We start from the raw sequence: 26,429 nt of genomic DNA, 5'->3' as shown, positions 1-26,429 counted from the left end.
CGCGCCGTTTCTTCAGATCAGGCGATTTCCTCAACAAGTCGTGCTAACTGATGCAACGCACGGTCCATGTCGGGATCGAAGGGCTTGGGGCAACTCAATCGCATAAAGGCATCGAAACGGTTCGAGTTGGAAAAGATCGACCCGGGCGCGATGCGGATACCCCGCGTCAACGCGGCCTCGAAAAGCCGGTCGGACTGCGTACCGTCAGGTAACCCCACCCACAGGAACAGGCCGCCGGGCGGTGGACTCAGCCGCGTGCCCGCTGGGAAGTGACGGGCAATCGCGTCGGCGGTCGCTTCCCGCTGTGCGCGCAGACGCTCACGTAACTGGTGAAGATGCCGGTCAAAGGCCCCCGAACCGATGAATTCCGCCGCGACGAGTTGCGGAAGGATCGCGTTGTGCCGGCTCTGCGCAAACTTGAGCATCTTCACACGGTTGTGCCAGCGCCCTGCGCACATCCATCCGAGCCGCATGCCCGGTGCAAGCACTTTGTTGAGCGACGGGCAATAGATGACGCCGCCGTCGCGATCCCAGGCCTTGAGAGGTTTTGCGGCATCGGCAGGTCCGGCGAGCTCGCGGTAGGGATCGTCCTCGATGACAGCAACGCCGTGACGGGCGCAAAGCTTCACGAGTTCGGCCTTGCGCCCGTCAGGCATGATGCAGCCGACCGGGTTCTGCAGATTCGGGACGATAACCAGTGCCTTGACGTTTTCATAGGCGGCGAAAGCGATATCAAGCGCTTCGAGCGAGAGTCCCGTCGTGGGACTCGCGGGTATTTCGAGCGCACGCAGGCCGAGACTCTCCAGAATCTGGAGCAGCCCGAAGAATGCGGGGGATTCAATCGCGATCGTGTCGCCGGGTTGCGCCACCGCACGCAAGGCGAGGTTGACTCCTTCGACGCCACCCGTGGTCACGATCACCTCGTCTGGCGACACCGCGACGCCAGAGGCCAGCGCTCTCCTGGCCACTGCCTGACGGAATTCCACCTCTCCGCCGTCTTCACCAGCTTCAGTCAGTAGCGTCGGCCGATGCCGCAGGATTTTCATGGCACGCGATTGAAGCGCCGCAGTCGGATAGAGCTCCGTCACTGCCGACGCACCGCCAAGATTCAAGGCATCGGGATATGCCTGCGTGCGTTCGATCACGCGCGAAATGCGTTCGTGCAGGCCGACATATTGCGCTGGCTTCGGCAATGACGCGATTTCCGGCTCCAGGACGGTCGCCAGCTTAGTCGTAGGACGGTGCCGCACGAAATAGCCCGATCGCGGCTTCGCCAGCAGCCAGCCATCGTCTTCGAGGCGCCGGAAAGCCTGAAGGGCAGTCGCGAGGCTCAAGCGATGCTGGTTCATCAGCGCGCGCACGGAGGGCATGCGATCACCCGGCGCAAGTGCGCCCGACGCGATGACGCGGCGATAGTGTTCGGCGAGGCGTTCATAGAGCGGCCCACCGGTCTCCGGCAGATCGGCGCGGTCGTCGTGGTTTGAGGGGAACATTGCCCTGATCGTGCCTGTGCGTGCAGTGTAGCGACAGATACAGAAGGATGAAATCGAGACCGGAACAGCGTCGAATACCTCCAGTCTGTTACGCAACAGATCTTACCATTCTGGATCTGTCGCGCTTCTGCCCGGTCTCGTAATCTGGATGGGTGGTGATGCGCCGTTCGAGCAAAGGGATGGCGCCGCCAGGCCAATGAACAGGACAGAGGTGCACAAGATGGAAAGAGGTGAGCGGCGATACTATCCCGGGCAGGTCTGGGCTTTCAGTCTCAGGCGCGGCAGCACTCTCCTGGCGCTTGACGGCCCGCTACGCGTGGAATATCGCGACGGGTCGCTGGACTGGCTGCCGGATTCGGTGCCGCGCGTCTCTATCACCTTGGAGGAAGGCGAACACCACGTTCTGCCACACAGCGCATTTGTCGAGATCCGCGCTGCCGGTTCGAACGTGGTGACAGGGCTGATCACGGATCCCCAGCCGCTGACATCACAACTCAAGTCGTTCATGAGCCTTGTTCAGTGGATCCGGCAACGATTTACCTTCGGCGACTTCGTAGGCAAAACTCCTGGAGGTCCCGAGTGACCTTCTTCACCTGAGCAGAGCCTGGTTGCGGGCCGCCACTTGTCGTAATACGCTTGAGGCGGGAGCGGCGACTATGAATCTGTGCAATTGACAGCCTCGCAAGTAGATGCCGGCGACACATTCATGTCGCGGACGTAGGCTCCTTCACGTAGAAGGACGAAATGAACCTAGCAGTCCATGAAGGCCAGTTGGCAAGTTCACGTCGCTAACGGTGACAAGTTCAGTTTTATTTCCAAATGGCGATCTTCGACTATCGGCCACTTGCAGCCGTTCATGGTCGCCGGCATGCGCCATTCCGACCGCTGCTATGGTCTGGACAGCGGTCATTCCCCTTTCGACCAAACGGCTTTCCTCGCCACAAAGGCGGGCCGACGCAGTACGCAGGTGCGCTTTTCGAAAAAAACCGGCTCAGGCGAGCCGGCTGAAAGTTCTGGCGATCCGAGGGCCGTGCCAGAACTGAGAGAACGTCCAACCACAGGAACGCTGCCGCTGTGATGCGCCTATCGCCTTAGCCGCGTAGCACAGCGGCAGGGCCGCTTCGGGTAGGCGAATGCGCAGAAATCACTGGCGTCAACGGGAACGACTGCCAGCCGCTGTCCGATTGTTCTTCTGCGCAGCGCTTTTCGTATAGAGGTCCGTAGAGGATGGACGCGAGCCCAGTTCATCGAGCGGTGTGCGATACGTCTCCCGTGCCGTCCATGCGGCGAGCGCCGCGAGGGTTGCGATGACGAGCGTCGCGGTACCGATCACCAGGGGGATGTCGTCCGTGCCAGGCGGTGCAATCGCCGCGAACAGCGAAGGAAGGAGGGCCGTCAGCGCCATGCCGATGTTCTGCCCGATCGACATCGCCGAGACGCGGGTGCGGGTCGGGAATAGCTCGGGCATGAAGCTAGGAAATACCGCGTTGAAGCCCTGATAAATCACGCCCCACATCAGAACCGACGTGAAGATCGCCAGAGGCACATTCTTCGCACTGATCGCATACAGATAGGCATAGGAAAGCAAGCCCGCTCCTACCGAACCGACGACCACGGGAATGCGTCGCCCGATGCGGTCTGACAGCTTTCCGACGAACGGGATCACGATTACCGCGACGATGTTGCCGACTAACGGAATTACCAGATACATGTTGGCGTGAAATCCGATTCCGTAGGATGGCTGCACCGCGTACGCGGCGCCGAAGATGGTGGCGACCATCGCAATGACCGCAGCAAGCGCCATGACCGCAATGCGCACGATGTCGCGCCAGTTATCGCGCAGTGCTATGGTGACAGGTGAGGACGGGAGGCCGCCTTGTGCATCCTCCTGCTCGAACGCCGGGGATTCAGCGACCTTACGTCGGATAACGAAGCCCGCCACCAGCACCAGCGCACTCAGAAGAAACGGAATGCGCCAGCCCCACGACGCGAAATCCTCCGCCGGCATGTAATAGGCGAGAGGGATAAAGATAGCCGCGGCGAAAATCTGCCCCGCCTGTGTGCCCTGCAAGGCGAAGCTTGCATAGAAGCCGCGCTGGCCGAAGGGCGCCTGCTCGAGGATCATCGAACTGGCGCCTGAAATCTCGCCAGCCACAGCGAAACCCTGAACGAGTCGCAGCAGCACCAGAGCGATGGGCGCGAATACGCCCACCTGATGATAGGTCGGTAGAAGTCCCACGAGAAAGGTCGAAATGCCCATCATGAACATGCACAGCAAGAGCAGATGCTTGCGGCCATGCGTGTCTCCCCGCCGTCCAAGGATGACGCCGCCGATAGGACGCGCCACGTAGCCGACACCGTAGGTCGCGAGCGAAGCGACGATCGCCAGCTTTGGATTCCCGGCCGGAAAGAACAATTGTGGAAAAACCATCGCCGCAGCTTGCGCGTAGATGAAGAAATCGTAGTACTCGAGTGCGGAGCCGATCCAGCCGCTGGCAGTCGCGCGCCGGGTTTGCTGCGTTGTTGGACTTTCTGTCTTTCTTGTGACCTGCATGTGTGTCTCCTCTATGGTTCTTGCTGTGTTGCGTTCGAACGCGCCGCGCATGTGCAAATGCGGCGCAAGGGCTCGTTTTCCGCTCAGATGTGTAGCGGCGTCATGTTCATGAACGCACCGAGGTGCCCAAGCTGCGCCAACGCCATTTCTCCGCCGGTTTGTATTCGACATCCCGCTGCGCGGGCTGCCTCGAGGAAACGGGTGACGTCCGGCGACGTCACGACGTCCGCCACGAGGCTGAGGGGGTTGAGGGTCGCCACGAGCGTATCGGGAAGGGGCAGGCTTTCGTTGCCCGTCATTCCTACCGGAGACGCATTGACGACCAGATCGAACGGTTGTAGCGATGTAAGCGCAGCACCAGTCGCAACTTGCGGAAATTGGATCGCCAGCAGCGTGCTCAGTCGCTCAAGGCGCGCGTCGTCCGGGTCGGTCAACGTGATTGCCGATATTCCGTGCTCGCATAGCGCCCAGGCTATCGCGCTGCCCACCGCTCCCGCGCCGATTACGAGCGCCCGAGCCCCGCGGGGCTCGAGGCCGTGGCCGCGTGTGGCATTCATGAACCCCTCGCCGTCGACCATGTCGCCAATTAGCATGCCGTCGGATTCGCGGCGAATCACGTTGACGCACCCTAGCGCCGCCGCCCGCTCGCTCAAACGGTCCATGCGTCTGGCCATGTCCTGCTTGTACGGCACGGTAACGACACATCCGCGCAGATTGCGCCACGCGCGCATGGCGTCGATAAAGTGATCGACGGAACCTTTGTCCAGATCGACTGGAATCATCGACGCGTCCTTTCCATGACGCTCGAACCAGGCATTGAAGTTATGCGGTGACTTCACCTGCGCGATAGGGGATCCGACAATAGCGAGGAGTTCAGTCGTACCACTGATCATGTTGCGCGCTCGATGATGTTGATGAGCGGCGATGATGCAACCCCCCGTGGTTACGGGCAACGTCACAGATGCACTATTAGGCCGACAATCGGCTTTGCGATGCGATAATCGCACCCTCGCAACACATCGATATGGTGGGAAGCATGCATACTCCGCGGATTCGCGAGGGGGATCTGATCGTCGGGCTTCAGAAAGGCCTCGCGCTGATCCAGTTATTCACTGATGAAAACCCGAGGCTGAGCGTGCCCGAAGCGGCTCGACTGGCGGGCATGACGACGAGTTCCGCGCGGCGTTTTCTTCTTACTCTCGTTCATGACGGTTACGCTCAAACCGATGGCCGGCATTACTGGCTTGCGGCCAAGACTTTGCGGCTCGGACAGGCCTATGTGGATTCGGCGCGATTGCCGCGCATGCTCAGGCCGATCGTCGAGAAGGTCGCCAGCGAAACGCGCGAACACGTGTCGGTCGCAGTGCGCGATGGCGATGAGGTCGTGCATATCGTCCGAAGCCGCGTCGCAAACGTCTCTTCGCTCTCGATCCGACAGGGATACCGGCTGCCGATGTACTGTACGGGCAGCGGTCGCCTATGGCTCGCATCCGATTCCACCGAAGAACTGGATCAGTATCTTGAACGTGTAGCGCTGCAACCTTTGACGCCATTCACGCGCACGTCGATAAGGGATATCAAACACGAGGTCGATCAGGTTCGAACGCAGGGATACGTCGAACTGGACCAGGAGTACGAAGTCGGCATGCGCATTCTTGGCGTGCCTCTGACCAACCGTAACGGCGAAATGCGCGCGAGCCTAACTATCACGATGCAGGTATCGACGATGACCCAAGCGGAGATCCGCGAACGGTATCTCCGATTCTTGTATGAAGGTCAGGCGTTGCTTCGTCCGATCATCGACGTTTGATTTGACCAGCAGCGAGATCGTAGCCTTGTAATAGGCACCGACTTTAATCGCCTTGAGGCGGTCAAAGGCCGAGGAGACAGCATTCGTCGTGGGGCAGAGTGCGGCAATACGCGACGTTTGGCGAACACGGATTTTGTCGCTGGAACGGCCGGCTTACTTCCATTCGTGGCCGTTAAGTAATGGCCGTGGATTCGGTATTGTGTGGCCGCGGCTGAAGAAAGGGCAATGGAATTGGGCAAAAGGCGCCGTCAACGGCGTCTTCAGGAACCAAACGTGTGGGGTATGGAAGGGCGGTCACGTCGAACATGGCGAAACCAGCGTCGATGCCTTTCGTCGCACAGGCGCGCGGCGAGATCGGCGGCCTGTCGCTCATTGCAGTCGTTGACGACGACCGAGGCGCCCGCGGCCGCGAGTCCTCGCGCGAGCGCCCGACCGATGCCGCGCCCGGATCCCTCTGTTGAGCGCGCGCCTGCCCTGCTTGCTGAACAGACTGAATGTCTCGTTCATGTTCTATGCATGTCGGTTTGTGATGCGCTAGTTCACCCCGAGAGCGGCCGCCGCGCCAACGGTCGTCCCCGTTCTACGGGAAATTCCCGATCTTACTTTTCTTGTGCGAAGCCCGTCGCTCCGTTACCTTTCCAAAAATAGACAACATTTCTATTTGGGTCGCAAGACATTCGCGCGGAGCGAGGAGACAAGGATGAGTTTGAGATACCGGTTGCTGGCGCTGACCTGGCTGCTGCAGTTCGTGAATTATCTGGACCGGGTGAGTATTTCCGTAGCCGGTCCGACGATGATGAAAGCGCTACATCTCGATGCCGCGCAGTTTGGCATCCTGCTCGCGGCCTTCGCGCTCGGCTATGCGCTGATGCAGTTGCCCGGCGGCTTCCTCGCGGATCGCTTCGGCACCAAGGCGCTGCTGGTCGTGGCGCCGGTTCTGTTCTCGATCTTCACGGGCATGACGGGCTTGGCCACGTCGATGGCCGTGCTCATCGCGGCGCGCTTCTGCTTCGGATTGTCGGAAGGGTCGTGCAACGCGGCGGTCTACAAGGCCGTCGCCGATAACTTCAGTCACAAGGACGCGGCCAAGGCGCACGCCGTCTGGCTTTCGGCGCTGGCGATCGGTCCGGCGGTGGTCGCGCCCGTCGTCACGCACCTGCTGATGAACGGCGACTGGCGCAACGTGTTCTACGTGTTCGCGATTCCGGGCGTGATCGTCGCGCTGCTGATCCTCGTGATGATTCCGGGCAAGGCGATCGAAGCGAAGGAACGCACGACGCACGACAAGGCGAGCCGCGCCGAGCAATGGCGCCTGTTCGCCGGGCGCAAGAGCACGTGGCTGCTGTTCTTCGGCTATATGACGTTCAGCGTCGGTTATTGGGGCTTTCTCGGCTGGATTCCGTCGTATCTTGCCAATCAGCGCCATATCGATCTGAAATCGCTGGGCGTGGCGGCGTCGGTGCCGTATCTGTTCGGCTTTCTCGGCATCGTCGTGTTCGGCTGGCTGGGCAGCGGCATCCTGCATCGCCGCCGGCCGACGCTCGTCGCGGTGGGCTACGTCTGCACCGGACTCGCGCTGTATCTCGCCTATAGCGCCGACGATATCGTCGCGTGCGTGATCGGTTTGTCGGCGGCGGCGTTTCTGCTGTACGGCTGTCTGTCGCCTTATGCGGGGCTCGTCGCGCAACTGGCGCCGCAGGGCGCGCGCGGCGTGTTCGCGGGCGTCATCAATACAGGCGGGCAGATCGGCGGGCTGCTCGCGCCGCTCGGCGTGGGCTATCTCGTCAAGGCGAGCGGCTCCTACAACAACGGCTTCCTGTTCATGATCTCGGCGCTCGTGATCGGCGCGGGCTGCTTCGCGGCGCTGCAATCGCGCATCGGCGGCAGCGAGCCGGAAGCGGACGGCGCGAGTCGCGCGATTCAGCAGAACGTCTGACGCGCGACCGGGGATACGAGCTGAAGGCGGAGGGGTTCAAACCCCGCTGAAATGCGCGTAGGGCGGCTCGAAGATCGACACGTCGCCGCCCAGCGCCTTGGTGAGCGCCGCGCCCGCTTCCATCACCTTCGGCAGATGGACATCGAAGGACTTGCGATCGAAGCGATAGCGCGGCACGCCGAGCGAAATCGCGCAGACGAGTTCCTGTCCCGTGCGAAACACCGGCACGGCGATGGCGGCGCTTTCCGGCTCGCGCTCGCCGAGCGACACGCAATAGCCGTGCTCGCGCACCTTCTTCAGATTGCCCTTTACCGCGCCGTCGGAGAACGCCCGCAGCACATGACCCGCCGCGCCCGCTTCCAGCGTGAGACGTTCGCCTTCGCGCACGTGCATGCGCACCGAACGCTGCCATTCCACGCGATAGAGACACAGGCGCTCGTCGTTTTCTCGCACGTAGACGGCGGCGGTTTCGCCCGTTTCCTTGACGAGCGTGCGCAGGACCGGCAGCGCGTAATCGCGCAGACGGAACGAACTCTGATAAATCATGCCGAGATGGAACAGCATGGGCCCGAGCATGTAGCGGCCGTCTTCCAGACGCTTCAGATAGCCGAAGTGTTCGAGCGATTCGCACAGCCGCAGGATCGTGCTGTGGTAGAGGCCTGTGGCGTTGGTGAGGTCGGTGAGCGTCATGCCGTCGATGCTGTCCTCGAACGCCTTGAGGATCGAGAGCGCGCGGTTGACCGCCGCGACGCCGGGTTCTTCGGTTGCCATTGCTGTTTCCGGTTGGTTGCGCCGTTGTCCGTGTGTTGCCGCGTATCTTGCCGCGTAAGGCATGTGGCCCGCAAGGGCGAAGCACGCCGGACGCTCGGCGAGAACGCCTCATCGAAAGCCCGAAAGCGAGAATAGACATGATGTCTGTTTTAAAAGATAATGACTTCACGCCGAAGTTTTCCGGCGTGCCACGAGCGTAACCGGGAGGAGTTGAACCATGCATCGCAAAGCCTTCGACGCATCGCACGTCGGGCCGCTACGCGGCGTGAAGGTGATCGATCTGTCGCGTCTCGTCGCGGGCAACATGCTGACCTTGCAGCTCGCGGATTTCGGCGCGGACGTCGTCAAGGTCGAGCCGCTGAAGGGCGACACCTTGCGCGCCTTCCGCACGCGCGACGCGGAGGTGTTCTGGAAGGCGTATGCGCGCAACAAGCGCAGCGTGTGCATCGACTTTCATCATGAAGCGGGCGCGAAGCTGATCGCGAGCCTCGCGCGCGACGCCGACGTGCTCGTCGAAAGCTTCAGGCCCGGCACGCTGGAAAAGATGGGGCTTTCGCCGCGGGCGCTGCACGCGATCAATTCGAAGCTCGTCATCGTGCGCGTGTCGGGCTGGGGACAGACGGGGCCGTATCGCGGACGTCCGGGCTTCGGCACGCTGGTCGAAGGCTATTCGGGCTTCGCCGCGATGAACGGCTTCGGCGATCGCGAGCCCGTGCTGCCGCCCATGTTCCTGGGCGACATGACCGCCGGTCTCTACGGCGCGCACGCCGCGATGGTCGCGCTGTGGGAAGCGCGCGTGAACAACGGCAACGGCCAGGTGATCGATCTGTCGCTGTTCGATCCGATGCTCTCGATCCTCGGCCCGCAAGTCGCGAACTTCCAGCTCACCGGCGACGTGAAGGCGCGTACCGGCAGCCGTTCGAGCACCACGTGTCCGCGCAACACCTACCAGACCGCCGACGACAAGTGGCTGTGCGTTTCGACGTCGACGCAAAGCATGGCGCAGCGCCTGTTCGCCGCGATCGGCCGCGACGACATGAACGCCGATCCGCGCTACGCGACCAACAGCGCGCGTTTGCAGCATGTGGAGGAAGTCGATCGCGTGGTCGGCGGCTTCATCCGCGCGCGCACGCTGGCGGACAACCTCGCGTTCTTCGAGCGCGCGGAAGTCACGGCGGGCCCCGTGCTGGACGCGAGCGATCTCGCGGACGACGCGTACGTCACGGCACGCGAAGCGCTCGTCGAAATCGAAGACCACGAGCTCGGCCATGTGGCCGTGCATAACGTGGTCGCGCGTCTTTCCGCGACGCCGGGCGGCTTCGCGCGTCCCGCGCCGAAGAAGGGCGAGCATTCGCGCGAGATTCTCGCGCCGCTCATCGGCGAATGCGCGTTCGACGAACTCATCGGCTGCGGCGCCGTCATCGACGCACATCACGACGCCTTGCGCGCCTGAAGCTTTTCCATCAAGGAGCATGACATGAACCGCGTAGGAAAACCGATCGAATCGCCCGCCGCCTGGAAAGGCCCCGAAGTCGACTGGACGCGCGAAGGCCTGCACGTCCTCACCGACGCCGAAATCGCCGAAATCGACGCGGCGCTCGCGCATCTGCATTCGCTGGGCGATATCGACTTTCCCGACATCAGCCCGGAGACGTTTCCGCTGGACATGATGGGCCGCTTCATGCGCGAGCTGCCCGCGTTCCTGCGCAACGGACGCGGCTTCATGATGCTGCGCGGCCTGCCGCGCGAGCGTTACTCCGACGACGACATGACGCGCATCTACTTCGGCCTCGGCTCGTACGTCAGCAAGCCGGTGACGCAGTCGTACCTCGGCGACGTGCTCGGCCACGTGGTGAACGTGAGCGACTACGAGCCGAAATCGCGCGGATATCGCAAGGGCGGCGGTCAATTGATGCACACGGATTCGTGCGACATCATCGGCCTGATGTGTCTACGCACCGCGATTTCCGGCGGCGAAAGCCGCATCTCCAGCGCGCTCGCCGTGCACAACGAACTGCTGCGCACGCGCCCGGACCTTCTCGAAGCGCTGCACGAAGGGCTCTGGTGCAAGCGTACCGACGAAGACGGCCGCCGCGCGACGCGCACCTTCAGCGAACACAAGGTGCCGTTCTTCACGGACAGCGCGGGCGAAGTGACCTGCTATCTGCCGACCGGCTACGCGCGTCTCGCGGAAAAGAGCGGCCAGGTGCCGTTCAGCGAGCTCGAATCGGAGGCGCTGTACACGGTGCGCAAGATCGCGGCGTCGCCGGAGTTCTTTCTCGACATGGGTTTCCGCGACGGCGATATCCAGTTCCTCAACAATCGCGTGCTTGTGCACGGCCGCACCGATTACGTCGATGCAGAGGCGCTCCACGAGCGGCGTCATCTGCTGCGCCTATGGCTCACGGTGTCCGACTGGCCCGCCATGCCCGACGCGCAGGTGTTCCACAAGCCCGAGGACTTGCGCATGTGGGCGCAATATCGCCGTCCGTTCGCGGAGCTGCCGTCCACGCACGATCGCCTGCTACTCGAAGCGGGTCAGGTCGCGCAGATGGTCGAGTAAGCGCCGATGGCCACGCCTCAGACGCTCGCGCAGAAGCTCATCGCGAAGGCGTGCGGACGCGCCGAGGTCGCGGTGGGCGAGATCGTCACCTGCAACGTCGATCTCGCGATGTTCCACGATTCGAGCGGCCCGCGCCGCCTGAAGCCGATGCTCGATGAACTGGGCGCGCCGCTCTGGGACGCGTCGAAGATCGTGCTCGTGATCGATCACTACGTGCCCGAAGCCGACGACGAATCGCGCCGCATCGTGCGCATCGCGCGCGACTGGGCCGCGGAGCAGCGCTTGCCGCACGTGTACGACAGCGTCGGCATCTGCCATGTCGTGCTGCCGGAACACGGGCACGTGCGGCCCGGCATGTTCTGTGTCGGCGGCGATTCGCATTCGCCCACGGGCGGCGCGTTCGGCGCGTACATGTTCGGCATCGGCAGCACGGAGATGCTGGGCGTCGCGGTATCGGGGCGCATCTGGGTGAGCGTGCCCGACACGCTGCGCATGCGCTGGCGCGGACAACTCGCGCGCGGCGTCACGGCGAAGGACATGATGCTGCACATGATCGGCCGCTTCGGCATGAACGGCGGGCGCTATCAGGCGGTCGAGTTCTGCGGCGAAGCCGTCACCGCGTTGTCGATGCAGGAGCGCATGACGCTGTCGAACATGAGCGCCGAAATGGGCGCGCAGACGGGACTCATCGCGCCGGACGCCGTGACGCTCGACTATCTGCGCGCGGCGGGCGTGACCGGCGATATCGACCTCGCGCACTGGCAAAGCGATGCCGATGCGCCGGCCGAAACGCACGACTTCGACGCCAGCACGCTCGCGCCGCAAGTGGCCGCGCCGCACAGCCCCGCGAACACGCGCGCCGTCGATGAATTCGATGACGTCGCCGTGCAGGTGGCGTACATCGGCGCCTGCACGGGCGCGAAGCTCGACGACCTGCGCGCGGCGGCGAGCGTGCTCAAGCATCGCCGCGTGGCGGAAGGCGTGCAACTAACCGTCGCGCCTGCGAGCGTGCACGATTACGAAATCGCGCGTCGCGAAGGCGTGATGTCGATTCTCGAAGATGCGGGCGCGCAAGTGCTCGCGACATCGTGCGGCGCATGTTCCGGCTACGGCGGACAGATTCCCGAAGGCAGCACCGTGATTTCCAGCACGGCGCGCAACTTCAAGGGCCGCATGGGCGCGGAAACGGCGCAGGTCTATCTCGGCTCGCCGTACACGGTGGCGGCGTCGGCGTTGCGCGGGCGCATCACAGACCCGCGCGAGGTGATCGCATGAACGCAAGCATCATCGAAAGGCATCGCGTGTGGCGCGTCGGCGCGGACATCGACACCGATGCGCTCGCGCCCGGCGCGTACATGAAATTCGGCATCGACGAGATCGCGCGGCATTGCCTGCAGCGGCAGCGCCCGGAGTTCGCCGCGAACGTGCAGGCGGGCGATGTCGTCGTGGCGGGGCCGGGCTTCGGCATCGGCTCGTCGCGCGAGCAGGCGCCAGCGGCGCTCGTGCGGCTCGGCGTGCGCGCCGTGATCGCGCCCGCGTTCAGCGGCCTGTTCTTCCGCAACGCGTTCAACGTGGGGCTCGTGCTGCTTACGTGCGCGCAGGCCGAGTCGATGGAAGAGGGCGAGCACATCGCGATCGATCCGCTGGGCGGGCGCATCACGCGCGCGAGCGGCGAAATGCTCGTCTGCGATCCTTTGCCCGCGTTCCTGCTCGACATGGCCGAAGCGGGCGGGCTTTTCAAGCTGCTGAAACAGCGCTACGGCGTCAAGGAACGGTGAACGCATGACTCTCGCTGAACAACTCGCGCACGGAACCGTGCTCGCGCCCGGCGTCTACGACGCGCTTTCCGCGCTGATCGCCGAGCAGGCCGGTTTCGATGCGCTGTATCTGTCGGGCGCGTCGATCGCCTATACGAAGCTGGGCCGCTCCGACGTCGGCCTCACGACTTACATCGAAGTCGCCGATACGCTCGCGCGCATCACCGAGCGCGTGTCGCTGCCGGTGATCGTCGATGGCGACACGGGCTTCGGCAACGCGCTGAACGTGAAGCGCACGGTGCGCGGTTTCGAACGCGCGGGCGCAGCGATGATCCAGCTCGAAGATCAGACCTTCCCGAAGCGCTGCGGCCATCTGGACGGCAAGAGCGTGATTCCCGTCACGGAGATGTGCGGCAAGCTGCGCGCCGCGCTCGATGCGCGCGAGCGGGACGACACGCTGATTCTCGCCCGCACGGATGCGCTCGCGGTCGAAGGTCTCGACGCCGCGCTCGAACGCGCCGAACGCTATCTGGAAGCGGGCGTCGATGCGCTGTTCATCGAAGCATTGCGCTCGGCGGAGCAGATGGATGCGGCATGCGCGCGTTTCGCGTCGCGCGTGCCGCTGCTCGCGAATATGGTCGAAGGCGGCAAGACGCCGGTGCAAAGCGCCGATGCGCTGTCGGCGCGCGGCTTTCGCATCGTGATCTTTCCAGGCGGCGCGGCGCGCGCGGTCGCGCACACGCTGCAAGGCTTCTACGGCAGTTTGCGCGAGCATCGCACGAGCGCGCCGTGGAAAGAGCGCATGGCCGACTTCGACGAGCTCAACGCGATCATCGGCACGCCCGGATTGATGGAAGACGCGCGGCGCTACGAGTAACCGAAGCGCGCCGCGCGCGGATCAGCGCATCCACGCGAACGCCGCCAGCGCGATCATCACCGTGATCGCGCCGCCGATGCGCGTCGCGATCTGCGCGAACGGCATCAGTTGCATGCGGTTCGCGGCGGTGAGAATCGCCACGTCGCCGGTGCCGCCGAGCCCGCTATGCGTCGCGTTGACGATGGCCGCTTCCACCGGATACATGCCCATGCGGCGCGCGACGAAAAAGCCCGTCAGCGTGAGCGTGAGCACCGTCGATACGGCCGTCACGATATTGACCCAGTGAAACGCGGTGACGATCTCGCCCCACGGCGTCATCGCGACGCTGATCGCGAACATCAGCGGATAGGTGACGGCGGTCGAGAAGAAGCCGTACATGAAGCGCGCGCCGCCCCGCACGCGCGGCGACACGAGCTGGAAGAACTGCGCGGCGACCACGAGCACGAGCATCACGACCGGCGCGGGCCAGCCGAAAAACTGATGGCTCAGCACGCCGATCAGATACAGCGCGATGGCCGTCGCGCCCGCGGCGGCGACCGAGCTCACGTCGAATTCGAACGATGGCGATTTCGCGTCCGTCACGTCGTCGTGATTTTGCGCGACGGTCAGACGCCCGTTGCCCGTCAGATGCGGCCGGCGCGCGCCGAGATAGCTCAGCACGCCCGCGCAGCAGATCGCCGCGATATTGCCGAGCATGACCGCCGACAGCACTTGCGCGAACAGCGGCCCCTGTTCGACGCCGAGAATCTGTGCATAACCCGCCGAAAGCGGCAATGCGCCTTCGCCCACGCCGCCCGCCATGATCGGCACGACGACCATGAAGAGCGCGTGCTTCAGGTCGAGCCCGAGCGCGGTGCCGACGCCGGTGCCGACGAGCGCCGCCGCCACCGATCCGCTCGCCACCGGCACGAAGATGCGCACGAAGCCCTTCACGAGCGTCTGCCGGTCCATGCTCAGCACGCTGCCGACGATGATCGCCGCGATGAACAGATACAGGAAGTTCGACTGCTTCGTGAAGGTCGTCACGGCCTTCGTGATGGGCGCGGGCATGAGCCCGTAGTAGATCATCATCGACGGGAGAAACGCCGCGAAGATCGACGTCGCGCCGATATGACGAATCCACGGAATGCGCTTTGCGAGCTCGGCGCAGGTCAAGCCGCCGACGGCGACGAGCGCGATGCCCGTCGGCAGGTCGGAGGCCAGCTTGCCGCGCGCGCACATCGCGGCGAGCACGGCGATCAGCACCAGATAAACCGGCAACGGCAGCGCGCCGATGCGCACATCGAACACGCGCCACCAGCGCTCTTTCAGGCCAATGGTTTCGTTTTGCTCGTCGAGCGGCCGGGAAGGGGACTTCATCGATTCGTCTCCGTTCATCGCGTCAGATGAAGATCAGCAAGGCCGCGCCGTACACGATCGCGCCGACCGCGAAGGTCACGATCGTGAAGCCGAGCACGCGCTGCACGCCGACGCCCGCCATCGCGACGACCGGCGCGGCCCAGAACGGCTGCATCATGTTCGAGACCTGCTCGCCCATCGCGACGGCCATCGTCGTCGCGGGCACGGACGCGTGCAGCGCGACCGCCGCCGGCACCGCGAACGGCCCTTGCACGGCCCAGTGTCCGCCGCCGCTCGGAATGAAGAACGTGACGATGAGCGAGCACACGTAGCTCCAGAACGGCAGCGTGTGCGCATTCGAGATCGCGATGAAGAAGTGCGAGATGACATCGGGCAGGCCGGTCGCGTCCATCATGCCCATGATGCCGCCGTAGAGCGGGTACTGAAGCATCATCGAGCCGGTTTGCTTCGCGGCGTTCTTGATCGCGTCGGCATAGGCGAGCGGATATCCGTGCAGAATCACGCCGGCGATGAACATCACGAAAATCACCGCATTCACGCCCGAAAATGCGATGTGCTGGAACTGCGTCATTACGATCAGCGCGATGCCCACCACGCCGATGAACGCGCTGCCGATCCACGAATGCTCGATCCAGCGCGCGAAGCTCAGCTTGCCTTCGGGCTTCTGGCGCAATGGCGCGTCGGGATGCTTTTCGGTGTCGAGCACGACGGCGTCATCGTCGCGCGGCTTGAGCCATGCGAGCACGAAGGGCATCGCGAAGAGCATGACGAGCGTCGGCACGAGATTGAAGCGCGTGAACACGGTTTCGCCGAAGGGCAGCACGGCGCCCGTCAGCTTCTGCACGACGTTCATCGAGCTGCCCGGCGTCGACTGCGCAAGCGCGATGGAGCTCGAAATGCCGCTTGCCCACACGACCCAGCCCGAGAACCCGGCCGCGACGATCCACGCGAAATCCACGCGGATGCGCTTGGCCACTTCGCGCGCCAGCAACGCGGCGACGACGAGGCCCATGCCCCAGTTGAAGAACGACGTCACGGCGACGAGCACGAAGGTCAGCGTGGCCGCCTGCGCGGGCGTGCGAGCGATCGAGACCAGCGCCTTGAACATGCGCTGCACGGGCGGCGCATGCGCGAACGCGTGACCCGTGACGAGCACGAGCGTGATCTGAAACGCGAACGTGAAGATATCGAAAAAGCCCTTGTACCAGCCGCCGATCATTTTCGGCACCGAAGCGTGCGGCGCGAAGATCAGCGAGAGCGCCGCGACGATCGCGGTGATCAGGATCGCGAGCACGAAGGGATCGGGAATCGTGCGCTCGAACAGGCGAATGGTCGCTTCGGTGAAGCGGGTCTTGCGCGCGGGCGTCGGCGCGGCGGCGGATTTCATGCTGTGTCTCCTGAAGCCGGTCTTTGTTCTTTTAGATGGCGAAGCCGTAAAGCACGGCGGGGTTCGTCACGAGAATGCGCTCGCGTGTCGCGTTGTCGTCGGTCCATTCGGTGAGCAGGTCGAGCAGCATCGCGTCGTCGGGTTTGTGCGTCTCCGTCACGTGCGGCCAGTCGCTGCCCCACACGAGGCGCTCGGGCACGGCCTGCACCCAGGCGCGGGCCATCGGCGTGATGTCGGCGTAGCGGTTGTCGAGTCCCGCCGACGAGTCGAGATACGGGCCGGAGAGCTTGATCCACGCGCGGCCTTCATCGGCGAGACGGCGCACGATGTCGAATGCCGCATGCTTCACGCCGACTTCCAGCGGCAGCCGCGCGCGATGATCGAAGACGATCTTCGCCGGCAAGCGCCGCAGCAGGGCTTCGTGCTCGACGATCTGCTCGGCGGTCCAGTGCAGTTGCACGTGCCAGCCGAGTTCGGCGACGCGCTCCGCGAGCGGCTCGATCATGTCGAAACCGACCGCCGCGTTCTTCGCCGAATAGAGCGTGAAGCGGATACCGCGAATGCCGCCCCGGTTCAGCGCATCGAGCTCCGCGTCGCTGACGTCGGGATGGAGCACCGCGACGCCGCGCGCGTGGTCGATGCCGAGCTGGCGGATCGCATCGACGGTCACGGCGTTATCCGTGCCGTAGACGCGCGGCGTGACGATCACCACGCGCTCAGTGCCGAGCTGCGCCTGCACCATGCGATACGCGGCGACATCGGCGTTTTCGACGAAGGCTTGCGCCGCGCCCGGCTTCAGGAACGCGCGGTCATAGATATGGATATGGGAATCGCATTTCATCGCGATGACTCTCCGTTCGCGCCGTTCAAATCACCGCGCGCTTCGCACGCAGCGCTTCGATGGCTGCATCGCTCAGGCCCGCTTCGCGCAGCAATGCATCGCTGTGCTGGCCGAAAGCGGGCGCGGCGAACGGCTCGGGCAGCGGCGTCGCGGAAAAGCGCACCGGATGCTTGAAGCCGCGATACGCGCCCACGCCCGGATAGTCGAAGCGCGCGACCATGTCTTCCGCCTGCACTTGCGGGTCGTCGAACATGTCTTCGACGCTGCGCGCGGCCGCGCACGGCACGGCATCGCCGAAACGCGCTTCCCATTCGAGCGCCGTGCGTTGCGCGAGCGCGGCGTGCAGTTGCGGCACGATCTCGTCGCGATGCATCGCGCGCTTGCGGACCGTGTCGTAGCGCTCGTCGGCGGCGAGCGCGTCGAGGCCGGTCAGTTCGCACAGCGACTTCCAGAAATGCGGCGTGTTCGCGGAGAGATAGAGATAGCCTTCGCGCGTCGGATGAATGCCGGTGATGCCGCCCGAACGCATGTCTCGGCCGACGTCCTTCGGTTCGCTGTCGGCCCAGATCATGCGCGCCGACTGCATCGCGAGCGCGCTGCGTAAGAGCGACACGCCGACGTATTGCCCTTCGCCCGACTTCTCGCGCGCGAACAGCGCCGACGAAACACTCGACGCCACCAGCGCCGCCGCGTAGTAGTCGACGACGGAGCCGTACAGCACTTCGGGCGGACCGTCCGCCGGGCCTTGCAACGTGCACATGCCGGTCATCGTCTGCAAGACCTGGTCGTAGCCCGCCTTGTCCTTGTTCGGACCGGTTTCGCCGTAGCCCGTCACCGCGCAATAGACGAGCCGCGGATTGATCTCGCGCAATTGCTCGTACGCGATGCCCAGCCGCGCCGGCACGCTCGGGCGAAAGTTATGCACGAGCACGTCGGCCTGCTTCACGAGCGAAAGCAGCACGTCGAGCGCTTCCGCCTGCTTGAGGTCGAGCACGAGCCCGCGCTTGCCGCGATTCACGCCGAGAAACGCGCGGCTTTCCGCTTCGAGCGTCGACGGATATTTGCGCAGGTTGTCGCCCGTGGGCGGTTCGATCTTGATGACTTCCGCGCCCTGATCAGCGAGCAGCGTGCAGCCGTAAGGACCGGCGATATAAGCGCTCAGATCGAGCATGCGCACGCCCGCAAGCGGCCCGCCGCGTCCGACGTTCTGTTTCATGAAACCTTCTCCTTTCAAATTCCCGCGGCGGCGCGCTGCTCTTCCGAGAGCAGACCCAGCCGCGCCGCGTCCGCGACGAGCGCGCGCGCCCGCTCGACGAACGGCGGATCGATCATCGTCCCATCGACGACATACGCGCCGATGCCTTGCGCATCCGCATCGCGCGCGGCGACGACCACGCGCACCGCATGCGCGATGTCGTCGTCGGACGGACGGAACACGTCGTTCGCGATCGCGATCTGGCTCGGATGAATGCAGCTCTTGCCGATAAAGCCGAACGCGCGCGCCATCTGCGCTTCGGCGCGAAAGCCGTCGGCATCCTTGATGTGGGCGAACGCGGTGTCGTACGCGAAGACGTTCGCCTCGCCCGCCGCCATGCGCAGCGCGAACATTGCCTGCTGGATCGCCGCCGTTTCGCGACGCGCGATGGAAAGCGGCTCGAACAGATCGCCGAGTCCCAGCTGCAGACCCGCGACGCGCGGATGCGCGAGCGCCAGCTCCGCCGCCAAGCGCCAGGCGCGCGGCGACTCGACGTTGAGCAACAGACCGATCGACGCGCTGACGCCGTTGGCGCGCTCGGCCGCTTCCAGCGCGGCGGCGGCTGCGAGCACGTCGTCGGGATGTTCGGGCTTCGGCAGATTGATCAGCGACACGCCATTGCGCGCGACGGCATCGATATCGGCGGCGAAATGCGGCGTGTCGAGCGCGTTGACGCGCACGATCAGCGTTTTGGCCGTGGCGAGCGCGTCGTCAGTTTGCAGAAACCCGCGCAGATCGGCGCGCGCCTGCGGCTTGCGCTCGGGCGAAACCGCGTCTTCGAGATCGAACGAGAGGGCGTCGGCGGCGCTCGCGAGCGCCTTGGCGAAGAGTTCCGGGCGCGACGCCGGCACGAAGAGTTTGCTTCTCATGTGTCTCCCTTCCTTTTTTTGATACACCGGCGAGTCTACGAGCGCTCATGTTTTAGATAAACTATCCGCGTCTATCTTTAAACGCTAGAAAATCTATCCGATGGATACGGCTTTTCTCTCCAACTTGCTGCTCGTCGTCGATACCGGCTCGATGGCGGAAGCCGCGCGCCGCGTCGGCGTGACGCCGGCGGCGATCGCGCAGCAGATGTCGGCGCTTGAGCGCGAACTCGGCATCACGCTGTTCGTGCGCTCCGGCCGCACCGTGATTCCGACGGAAGCGGGGCATCGCGTGATCGAGCGGGCGCGCGGTCTCGTCGCCGATTTCGCCGATCTGAAGGCGCACGCGCTCGAAGGCGAGGCGGCGGGAGAATTGCGCATCGGCACGATCACGACCGCGCTGTTGAGCTTGCTGCCCGATGTGCTCGCCAATTTCGCGCGCGAATTTCCGCGCGCGAAGCTGCTCATTCGCGCGGGTACGTCGATGGAGCTGTACGACACGCTGCAGCGCGGCGATCTCGATGTCGCCATCTGCCTGCATCCCGCGTTCGCGCTGCCGAAGGCTTACGACTGGCACTTGCTGCGCGAGGAGCCGCTCGTCGTGCTCGCGCCGGCGCGGCTCGCGCACGAAGATCCGCATGAACTGCTGCGGCGCGAGCCGTTCGTCCGCTACGACCGCTCGCTAGGCGGCGGCAAGCAGGCGGACCGATATCTACAGGCAGCACGCATCGTGCCGCATGAGCTGTTCGAACTGAACGCGCTGATGGCGATCGCGATGATGGTCGATCGCGGACTGGGCGTGTCGCTGGTGCCGGATATCGTCTCGCCAATGACTTCGGCGCTTTCCGTCGCACGGCTCGCGCTGCCTGTTCACACGGAACCGCGCCGCTTCGGCATGGTGTGGCAGCGCGCATCGCCACGGGCGCGCCTTATTCAGGGCTTGCGGCAGTGCGCGGATGAGGCGGTTGCGGCTAGCCTTGTGAGAGAAGAGTAGTTGAGCGAGGTTTTGGGCGGCGGCTAGCGCGGCGAACTAGACGCCGTTATATCGGGCACCGAAGAACCCTGGCCATTGCCAAACGTCGCTCCTGCAGATCAACCGTCTTCACCCTCGCGCCAGCTCATCGCGCGTCTGAATCCTGGACTGCCGCGGCCGTTCATTGCAGGGCTTCGTCGAAACATACTCAGCTGAGCGGCGGATCAGCCTTGGTAAGAGACATTGAGACGGTCGAATGTTGAGTGGCAGAGAAGGGTCGGTTTCGGGCGACCGCGTCGGGCAGTGACCGGCCAATGGCGTTGTTCGACGCTCCCCCAGTCTGGTTCCGGCTGCATCCCTAAGCGGTCACTCACGGATCGGCGGCGGCCAAATCAAAGCAGATGCCCTCCGCGATTCCGGGACGGGATCACCGCAAGCGGATCTGACAAATTCACTCACTCGGCACTTGGAAAACGTCGCCGACGCGACAGGCGTCGCTTATCGTGACTATGCGACAGACCATTTGCGGATAGCGAAGGGATTGAGCGGGCGAGTCCAGCACGGCGAGTTCGCCGGCTCGCCGTCCCGACTCTGCTACAAGCATTCCTGCGCTTGCTCAGGTAACGCGCACGAGCTCTCCTTCGGCGAAGAACCACGCCGACATCGTCCGTGCCAGCTCGAGCACGACCTCCGCGTCGGTCCGGCCGGAGGACGCGCGCACGTGGAACGAATGATCTGCGTCGTCCACCACATGCAGCGTGGCGCGGGCCCCAGCGTCTCGACGACCGACCTCACCAGGTGAAGCTCGGCCAGCTTGTCGCGCGTGCCCTGCAGGAAGAGAATCGGCACCGTGACGTCCGCCAGGTGGTATGCCCGCTCTACGCCGGGCGCGCCCGCCGGGTGCAGCGGGAACGCGACGAAAGCGAGGCCACGCACGCCCTCGAGCGGGGAGATGGCTTGGGCCTGGGACGTCATGCGGCCGCCGAACGACCTGCCGCCCGCGAAGAGCGGCAGGGCTGGCAGCCGCCGGCGGGCCTCTGCGACGGCTGCCTGCACGGCAGCATGTGCCACGGCCGGCGAGTCCACCCCCTTGGAGCCCCCGCTCCATGTACGGAAACTGGTAGCGCAATGTGGCGACATTGTCCGCCGCAAGGGCGTCGGACAATGACGGCATGCCGGCGTGCTGCATGCCCGCCCCTGCACCGTGCGCGAAGACATACAGGGCTCGCGCGTCCTCCGGCACTCGGAGGAGCGCAGAGACCTTAGTGCCGTCGGGCAGTGCTAGGGAAAGCGATTCTAGGTCGTCCATCGTATTCAGGTCGTCTCGTTGTGGCCTTTGCGCCGATTCTGCATCAGTGAGGCATCGGGGAGCGATTGTGGCGGCCTCCGGCAAGGGGCAGGTGGAGTTTGCCGGCCGATCCAAGGAGCGTGCGCCCATCGTGAACGGCGCCGCAGTCGCGATGTGTCAGTTGACGACCGCAAGCCCGACCTGTGGGCCGCAACGTGATCCGCGCATTGAGACATCTGCGTATTAGCACGCCTGCATCATTGTCAGCGAGCTGTTACGACACTGCAATCAGCGTCAAAGGAAGTTCTCAAAGGGCAGTTCATTTATCTGGCTCTCTGCCAGAGCATGTCCGGCTGCAAAAGATTCTGGGTCACGGTCAAAAGCGGTCGGTCGAGGTCGCCATCCAATTCCGATATCCAAGGTCGCGTCCGCCCACGCTCAATGGCCGGTCTTTGGCGAGCAGTTCGCACATGGCATTGCCTCTGTGCGGCCAACAGCGGTCCTTCGCAGTCGCATGGCGAACGTCGGCTGATGAGCGGCGAGTCGCCATTTTGCGAGGAAAAGTTTTGCGGATGTGTAGAACGCGAGAAGGCCACGCGCTTACGATCGGCGTCGTTTCGCAGCATAAGGGAGAGGCGCGTCGGATAGGTATCCCCATTCGGACGTGCGGGCGACGACGTCGACGCGGAGTGACCTCTCCTCTTTCTTTGTCGGTCGTTAATCGCTCAGTGCAGTGCCGCTGGCACTTAGAACGTCACGAGAAGCGTCCTTCTCAGACGCTCCCTCAGCCTTCCGATGGAAACTGGTCCGAAGCCGACCGCCCGAGCCGCGCTGCGAGCGAGTAAATGGCCAGTACTCCGGCGTTCATCCTTGCATGCGCAGCGGAGTTTGCAGAGTGCACGAAAATTCGCGGAGTCTTGAAGCCTCGAAGCGCAACGGCTTCCTCGATCCAGACAATCACGTCATACCCGGTTCCGCGTTCGTCGTCGCCGAGATCATGGTCAAGACTGATCTACTCGACATCACCCGCCTCTAACAGGCGGATGACCTCGTCGGGCCAGTAAGCTCTGACCCAGCCGGGCGGTGTCTCGCGAACATCATCGAGAAATACTTTCACCGCTGACCTTTGGTCTGCTTTAGCGCGTGATCGACCAGTCCTCTGATGACGTCTTTCGTCCTGCTACTTTCGAAGTTTGCAAGCTCATCGATCTCCTCATCAAGAGTCTCCGACCAAGACACAAAGCCCTGGCCGGGAAAGACAGTGTTTATGCCGGGGTGGTGTTCGAAATAATAGCGCTGGGACGCTATAAAGATGGCAAAGTCGTCAATTCGACTGTCAACGAGCCCGACTACGCCGTCGGCGACCTTTATCGGAAACAAGCCGATATGGATCCTTTTCGAGCCGAAGAGCACGGCCACTCCGTGCGAGGCGGAGGGTTCGTCGAGCACAACGCGGTAGAACAACCCCTTATTTCGGGGACCGCCTCGCCTGTAAAAGTCGAGTGCTTGCTCCCGCTCATATTGCATTGGTCCGAGCGACTTGCAGTCTTGCGCTGTTATCGGAATGAGCAGGCCTTTGGCGACCCAATCGGCAAGCGCCTCACTCACCCCATCGTCAAAAGCACTGGAAAGCCACTTCGACTTGAGTGATTCGATTTGCCTCGCAATCTGGAACGCGTGGCTGACGCGGGTGCGGCTGTCGAGCTCTGCCGAGGACTGCTGCAGGAAGTCTTCAAGATTCATGACTCGGCTCGTGTAAGTTTTGGTCACTCGCTGTACCGCGGTTCGGTAATCAACCAGTGCTGCGTAGATGTTCTCTACGTTGGGCATATCCCGCACTAACTCCATGCAGGATGATATCCACGACAGAACGTTGGTGCGGTAGTGCGCATTTGAATAACGCGCAATCCTACGGTTGCCTTCGTCAACGAAAAATCGCCCATCCGCCGCCATTTCAAGCCGATACGGACTTAGGCTGAGATCGGCGGGCGATTCTCGTCCGTTGGACAGGTACACGAACAGAATATTTTTCGGGCGAGACGCCCCGTTCACGGGTCTGGCCTTCGGCTGTAACCAGGTCTACGTACCGGCTTGCCTGCTGGCGTTGATCGGCAGCATCAATCTTATTTTCAATAACGACAAAGCGTTCCCCGTCCGTGAGATACAGGTCGATGTTCCGGTATTCGCGCGATACTTTCAGGCTCGAGTAGTTCAAAAAATCTGGGTAGCCTAGAGCCGTCATAAACCGCTCACAGAAGGCGCTTCCCCGATAGTGACGACCCCCGGGATTGATCAACGAGTAAATGAACCTGGAGTGCAGGTGCACCTCGTCCTTTGCGCTGAGAACGGAACATAGTGGGCTGTAGTCGTTGAAACCATCAGCTTTTTGGGCTTCGCGATGCCGGTCAAAGTGATCGAAGTGCTCGAAAAAAGTCGCCAACACGCTCGTGGCAGTTTCCAGCTTAAGTGTGGACATGGGATGCAACGTGGCCGGAGGTACGGTGATTATCTCACCCGTCGACTTGTCCGACCGGCAGAGACAACCGCGGTGCCGAACCGATGCTCGATGGTGAGTCGGTGAAATGGCTCCTGCGTCAATCCGGCAATGCAGTCGCCGCCAAAGAGGACTGGAATAGTCGCCTGCGATTCTGGGGTGACCTCCGACCATTCCCCTAACAGAGAGGCGGCAACTAGGGCTACGTCGGAACGGATGCTTTCGCAAGCGGTGAAGCCTTCCGTGGAAACTGGCTAACGGGCCGCAACGGTGTGCGCCGTGAAAAGGTGGCGCTTTCCAGTGGGTGCAAGTCCCACCCGGCAACCGCTCCAGCCGGAAGCAACCGGAGCAGCTATGGAGGTAACGAAATGGCTGAAGCCTTCAGTGATGCGTGCCACAAATTGGTGACAGCGCGAGTGTGCAGGCCGTAACGTGAGTGAACGCCGAGCAAACCTCGGAAAGGTTGATGCGCAGTGCTCCGTCGAAGAAACCGACCACCGAGGCCGGAAGACGCGTACGACCGAAGCCAAGGACAGCAGACGAGGTATTCCGCAAGGCTCACCAATCTCACCACTGTTGGCGAATATTCACATGCGCCGGTTTGTGTTGGCGCTGCCGGATGGGGAAGCCGTCGCCATCAGTTGCGGACGCGGTGGAGACAGCACGTCCGGCAAGCAAAGCGTCAGCAGCTTCGGACAAGCCCTCGCGGAGATCGATCCACACGAATACGAATGGGTGAGCGATCCGTGGGTCGTGCGCTGGAAGGGGCCTTCGAATGCTTTCGGCATCGTCGCCAGGAGCACGAACGAGCGCGGCGCGGATGCGCGCACGCCCGAAGCAATTCTGGAGGCGTTCGGCGCGTTCCTTGAGTACGCGCAGGCACAGGACATTCGTGCGGTCCACGTGACTCTGCTCGGCGCTGGCGAGATGCATGTGTTTGCGCCATGGGTATCGCTCGTGCAGATGGCGCGGGCGTACGGGGACTGGTCCCGAAAAGACCAGACTGTCGAAAAGACAGTCGCCGCTTATGTGTATCTAGTCGACCGTCAAGTCCTCGCTCTCATGCAGGGCGGCTTTCTCGACATCACGCAGGCGCTCCACGGAGGCGAGTTCGGCATAAATGTCGATACATACGACGCCGGAGGCCTGTGCGTGCGGCATCATGAATTGATCCGGGGTGACGACTGCATCGGCAGCTTGATGGACCTGCGCACGCAAGCGCAGCGGGCACAGGTCCACGTGCTGCCGAATCCTCGCCGCGATGCGCGTCCCGTATCCTGTGCGCAGGTGCAGCATCTCACGTTCCGGAACTTCGGGGTGGTTCCGGGCAGCACGCTCGTGATCGATTTTCGCGATATCGCGACATGCGAACCGCGTGCGGCGTCCGGCACTTGAAATGATCGTGACGCTCTGCGCATCGCAGCGGGGGATCTGCCTTTTTCACGATACCTCACGGCGCACCATCGCGTCGTCGAACTTGTTTGACGCAAGTGCATTTCCACAACTTCAACAGCGATGTCGTCATTCGAAGGAATTCGCGCATCAGCAAGCGTGTAGTGGCGTAAGCGTCATTACAAAAACGGGAACAGGTCCGACTAGCGGTCGATTTTTTTAAACATCTGTTGACCCACGATGTGCAGTGATCGTGTCAAGTAATGGCAAAATGGAATGAGAGTAGACTGGCAATGGCCGCCCCAGGGGCGAATCTCATCCTGCTCACAAAGTCAGCAACGCATCCGGTGCGCGCATGTCACGCGGCAATTTGAAATCGCGAAGGGCCGCTCCGCGCATGGCTTCGACCGCGCGAGGAAAGCCGCTTCTGTCGCCGTACAGCGCTTCGAGGCGGTCAACAGTTCGGTTCGCGGCTCGACGGCCGTAGATCTTCGGGGATGAAACTGCCGCGTATATGTCGAGCGCGGCGATGCCGACGACCTGAAGAAAGGCGCCTACGGCACGAATGCGCGCGGTCCGCCGGCTTTTGTCAGACGCGGCTGCGAGTGTCGCGAGATCCAAAGCGTCCCCGCCGACGCGCGCCCACGAATAAGGGGAGGGGTTGCGCGACATCAGGATGCCGATGCCGCATGCAATCTCGCGCAGGCCATAGATACGTACGAGCGTCGTCCCGGCCGTCGCTCCGGCGGCCCGTGCAACAGTATTCGGCGCGAGCAATTCGGCCGCACCGAGCGCGAGACTAAACCAGCCGAG

25 protein-coding genes and 2 pseudogenes are annotated in these 26,429 nt (G+C 63.3%); 11 read left to right on the top strand and 16 right to left on the bottom strand.

Annotated elements, in window-relative coordinates:
- Positions 1–17 precede the first annotated feature (17 nt).
- Positions 18–1,493 carry a PLP-dependent aminotransferase family protein gene (locus QCE48_RS17785; RefSeq protein ID WP_309784616.1) on the bottom strand — a complete coding sequence of 492 codons (1,476 nt, stop codon included), beginning with the start codon at positions 1,491–1,493 and terminating at the stop codon, positions 18–20.
- 148 nt (positions 1,494–1,641) lie between these two features.
- On the opposite strand from QCE48_RS17785, the gene QCE48_RS17780 reads away from it, so the two are divergent.
- Complete coding sequence (locus tag QCE48_RS17780) at positions 1,642–2,076, top strand: hypothetical protein (protein WP_309794261.1); 435 nt, start codon at positions 1,642–1,644, stop codon at positions 2,074–2,076.
- A 177-nt stretch (positions 2,077–2,253) separates the two neighbouring features.
- Positions 2,254–2,571, top strand: coding sequence for a hypothetical protein (locus tag QCE48_RS17775; protein WP_309784618.1), 318 nt, complete (start codon positions 2,254–2,256; stop codon positions 2,569–2,571).
- A 75-nt stretch (positions 2,572–2,646) separates the two neighbouring features.
- Here QCE48_RS17775 and QCE48_RS17770 read toward each other — a convergent pair whose 3' ends face one another.
- Together QCE48_RS17770 and QCE48_RS17765 are read right to left on the bottom strand one after the other, a co-directional pair.
- Positions 2,647–4,047 carry an MFS transporter gene (locus tag QCE48_RS17770; protein ID WP_309784619.1) on the bottom strand — a complete coding sequence of 467 codons (1,401 nt, stop codon included), beginning with the start codon at positions 4,045–4,047 and terminating at the stop codon, positions 2,647–2,649.
- A gap of 83 nt (positions 4,048–4,130) precedes the next feature.
- Positions 4,131–4,940: a shikimate dehydrogenase gene (locus QCE48_RS17765; RefSeq protein WP_309784620.1), complete on the bottom strand. Its 810-nt coding sequence runs from the start codon at positions 4,938–4,940 to the stop codon at positions 4,131–4,133.
- 131 nt (positions 4,941–5,071) lie between these two features.
- Between QCE48_RS17765 and QCE48_RS17760 the strand changes: the two genes are divergently transcribed.
- Positions 5,072–5,857 (top strand): IclR family transcriptional regulator C-terminal domain-containing protein, encoded by a 786-nt coding sequence (locus QCE48_RS17760; protein WP_309784621.1) that lies wholly within the window; start codon positions 5,072–5,074, stop codon positions 5,855–5,857.
- 260 nt (positions 5,858–6,117) lie between these two features.
- Here QCE48_RS17760 and QCE48_RS17755 read toward each other — a convergent pair whose 3' ends face one another.
- On the bottom strand, positions 6,118–6,294 hold the full coding sequence (locus QCE48_RS17755; protein ID WP_404982627.1) for a hypothetical protein: 177 nt from the start codon (positions 6,292–6,294) through the stop codon (positions 6,118–6,120).
- Between the two features lie 263 nt (positions 6,295–6,557).
- Between QCE48_RS17755 and QCE48_RS17750 the strand changes: the two genes are divergently transcribed.
- Positions 6,558–7,793 carry an MFS transporter gene (locus QCE48_RS17750; protein ID WP_309784622.1) on the top strand — a complete coding sequence of 412 codons (1,236 nt, stop codon included), beginning with the start codon at positions 6,558–6,560 and terminating at the stop codon, positions 7,791–7,793.
- 36 nt (positions 7,794–7,829) lie between these two features.
- On the opposite strand, the gene QCE48_RS17745 is transcribed toward QCE48_RS17750, so the two are convergent.
- Positions 7,830–8,564, bottom strand: coding sequence for an IclR family transcriptional regulator (locus tag QCE48_RS17745; protein ID WP_309784623.1), 735 nt, complete (start codon positions 8,562–8,564; stop codon positions 7,830–7,832).
- Positions 8,565–8,781: 217 nt separating this feature from the next.
- On the opposite strand from QCE48_RS17745, the gene QCE48_RS17740 reads away from it, so the two are divergent.
- Genes QCE48_RS17740 through QCE48_RS17720 form a run of 5 tightly spaced genes read left to right on the top strand, consistent with a single transcriptional unit; the run spans position 8,782 to position 13,761 of the window.
- The gene (locus QCE48_RS17740; RefSeq protein WP_309784625.1) at positions 8,782–10,017 is read left to right on the top strand and encodes a CoA transferase; all 1,236 of its coding nucleotides are present in this window, start codon (positions 8,782–8,784) and stop codon (positions 10,015–10,017) included.
- A gap of 24 nt (positions 10,018–10,041) precedes the next feature.
- Positions 10,042–11,127 carry a TauD/TfdA family dioxygenase gene (locus QCE48_RS17735; protein ID WP_309784626.1) on the top strand — a complete coding sequence of 362 codons (1,086 nt, stop codon included), beginning with the start codon at positions 10,042–10,044 and terminating at the stop codon, positions 11,125–11,127.
- Positions 11,128–11,133: 6 nt separating this feature from the next.
- Positions 11,134–12,402, top strand: coding sequence for a 3-isopropylmalate dehydratase large subunit (locus QCE48_RS17730; protein ID WP_309784628.1), 1,269 nt, complete (start codon positions 11,134–11,136; stop codon positions 12,400–12,402).
- Positions 12,399–12,905 (top strand): 3-isopropylmalate dehydratase, encoded by a 507-nt coding sequence (locus QCE48_RS17725; RefSeq protein WP_309784629.1) that lies wholly within the window; start codon positions 12,399–12,401, stop codon positions 12,903–12,905. Before QCE48_RS17730 ends, QCE48_RS17725 begins: the two co-directional genes overlap by 4 nt.
- Positions 12,906–12,909: 4 nt before the next feature.
- Complete coding sequence (locus QCE48_RS17720; protein ID WP_309784630.1) at positions 12,910–13,761, top strand: oxaloacetate decarboxylase; 852 nt, start codon at positions 12,910–12,912, stop codon at positions 13,759–13,761.
- Positions 13,762–13,782: 21 nt separating this feature from the next.
- On the opposite strand, the gene QCE48_RS17715 is transcribed toward QCE48_RS17720, so the two are convergent.
- From QCE48_RS17715 to QCE48_RS17695, 5 genes are read right to left on the bottom strand one after another with little or no spacing between them, the layout of a single operon-like run.
- On the bottom strand, positions 13,783–15,120 hold the full coding sequence (locus tag QCE48_RS17715) for a 2-hydroxycarboxylate transporter family protein (RefSeq protein WP_309784631.1): 1,338 nt from the start codon (positions 15,118–15,120) through the stop codon (positions 13,783–13,785).
- A gap of 22 nt (positions 15,121–15,142) precedes the next feature.
- The gene (locus tag QCE48_RS17710) at positions 15,143–16,507 is read right to left on the bottom strand and encodes a TIGR00366 family protein (RefSeq protein WP_309784632.1); all 1,365 of its coding nucleotides are present in this window, start codon (positions 16,505–16,507) and stop codon (positions 15,143–15,145) included.
- A gap of 31 nt (positions 16,508–16,538) precedes the next feature.
- A complete protein-coding gene (locus QCE48_RS17705) occupies positions 16,539–17,348 on the bottom strand; it encodes an amidohydrolase family protein (protein WP_309784633.1) in 810 nt (269 codons plus the stop codon).
- 25 nt (positions 17,349–17,373) lie between these two features.
- Complete coding sequence (locus tag QCE48_RS17700; protein WP_309784634.1) at positions 17,374–18,564, bottom strand: CoA transferase; 1,191 nt, start codon at positions 18,562–18,564, stop codon at positions 17,374–17,376.
- 14 nt (positions 18,565–18,578) lie between these two features.
- A complete protein-coding gene (locus QCE48_RS17695; RefSeq protein ID WP_309784636.1) occupies positions 18,579–19,472 on the bottom strand; it encodes a CoA ester lyase in 894 nt (297 codons plus the stop codon).
- Positions 19,473–19,572: 100 nt separating this feature from the next.
- Between QCE48_RS17695 and QCE48_RS17690 the strand changes: the two genes are divergently transcribed.
- Positions 19,573–20,463, top strand: a complete 891-nt coding sequence (locus tag QCE48_RS17690) for a LysR family transcriptional regulator (RefSeq protein ID WP_309784637.1) — start codon at positions 19,573–19,575, stop codon at positions 20,461–20,463.
- Positions 20,464–21,058: 595 nt separating this feature from the next.
- On the opposite strand, the gene QCE48_RS17685 is transcribed toward QCE48_RS17690, so the two are convergent.
- From QCE48_RS17685 to QCE48_RS17665, 5 genes and pseudogenes are all read right to left on the bottom strand, one after another.
- A complete protein-coding gene (locus QCE48_RS17685; protein ID WP_309785095.1) occupies positions 21,059–21,190 on the bottom strand; it encodes a hypothetical protein in 132 nt (43 codons plus the stop codon).
- Between the two features lie 95 nt (positions 21,191–21,285).
- A pseudogene (locus tag QCE48_RS17680) lies at positions 21,286–21,582 on the bottom strand (alpha/beta family hydrolase); the annotation flags it as partial.
- A 932-nt stretch (positions 21,583–22,514) separates the two neighbouring features.
- Positions 22,515–22,847 (bottom strand): annotated as a pseudogene (locus QCE48_RS17675) (cyclic-phosphate processing receiver domain-containing protein).
- On the bottom strand, positions 22,844–23,473 hold the full coding sequence (locus QCE48_RS17670) for a hypothetical protein (protein WP_309784638.1): 630 nt from the start codon (positions 23,471–23,473) through the stop codon (positions 22,844–22,846). The pseudogene QCE48_RS17675 and the gene QCE48_RS17670 overlap by 4 nt, the downstream one beginning before the upstream one ends.
- Before the next feature lie 211 nt (positions 23,474–23,684).
- Positions 23,685–24,206, bottom strand: coding sequence for a PD-(D/E)XK nuclease family protein (locus QCE48_RS17665; RefSeq protein WP_309784639.1), 522 nt, complete (start codon positions 24,204–24,206; stop codon positions 23,685–23,687).
- 450 nt (positions 24,207–24,656) lie between these two features.
- Here QCE48_RS17665 and QCE48_RS17660 point away from each other — a divergent pair, with 450 nt between their 5' ends.
- On the top strand, positions 24,657–25,619 hold the full coding sequence (locus QCE48_RS17660) for a hypothetical protein (protein ID WP_309784641.1): 963 nt from the start codon (positions 24,657–24,659) through the stop codon (positions 25,617–25,619).
- 321 nt (positions 25,620–25,940) lie between these two features.
- On the opposite strand, the gene QCE48_RS17655 is transcribed toward QCE48_RS17660, so the two are convergent.
- The coding region (locus QCE48_RS17655) for a hypothetical protein (RefSeq protein WP_309794259.1) at positions 25,941–26,429 on the bottom strand (489 nt) is incomplete at its 5' end.

This window comes from Caballeronia sp. LZ024 (genome assembly GCF_031451455.1).
Classification (GTDB): Bacteria; Pseudomonadota; Gammaproteobacteria; order Burkholderiales; family Burkholderiaceae; genus Caballeronia; species Caballeronia telluris.
This window is presented reverse-complemented; position numbering and strand designations above follow the sequence as displayed.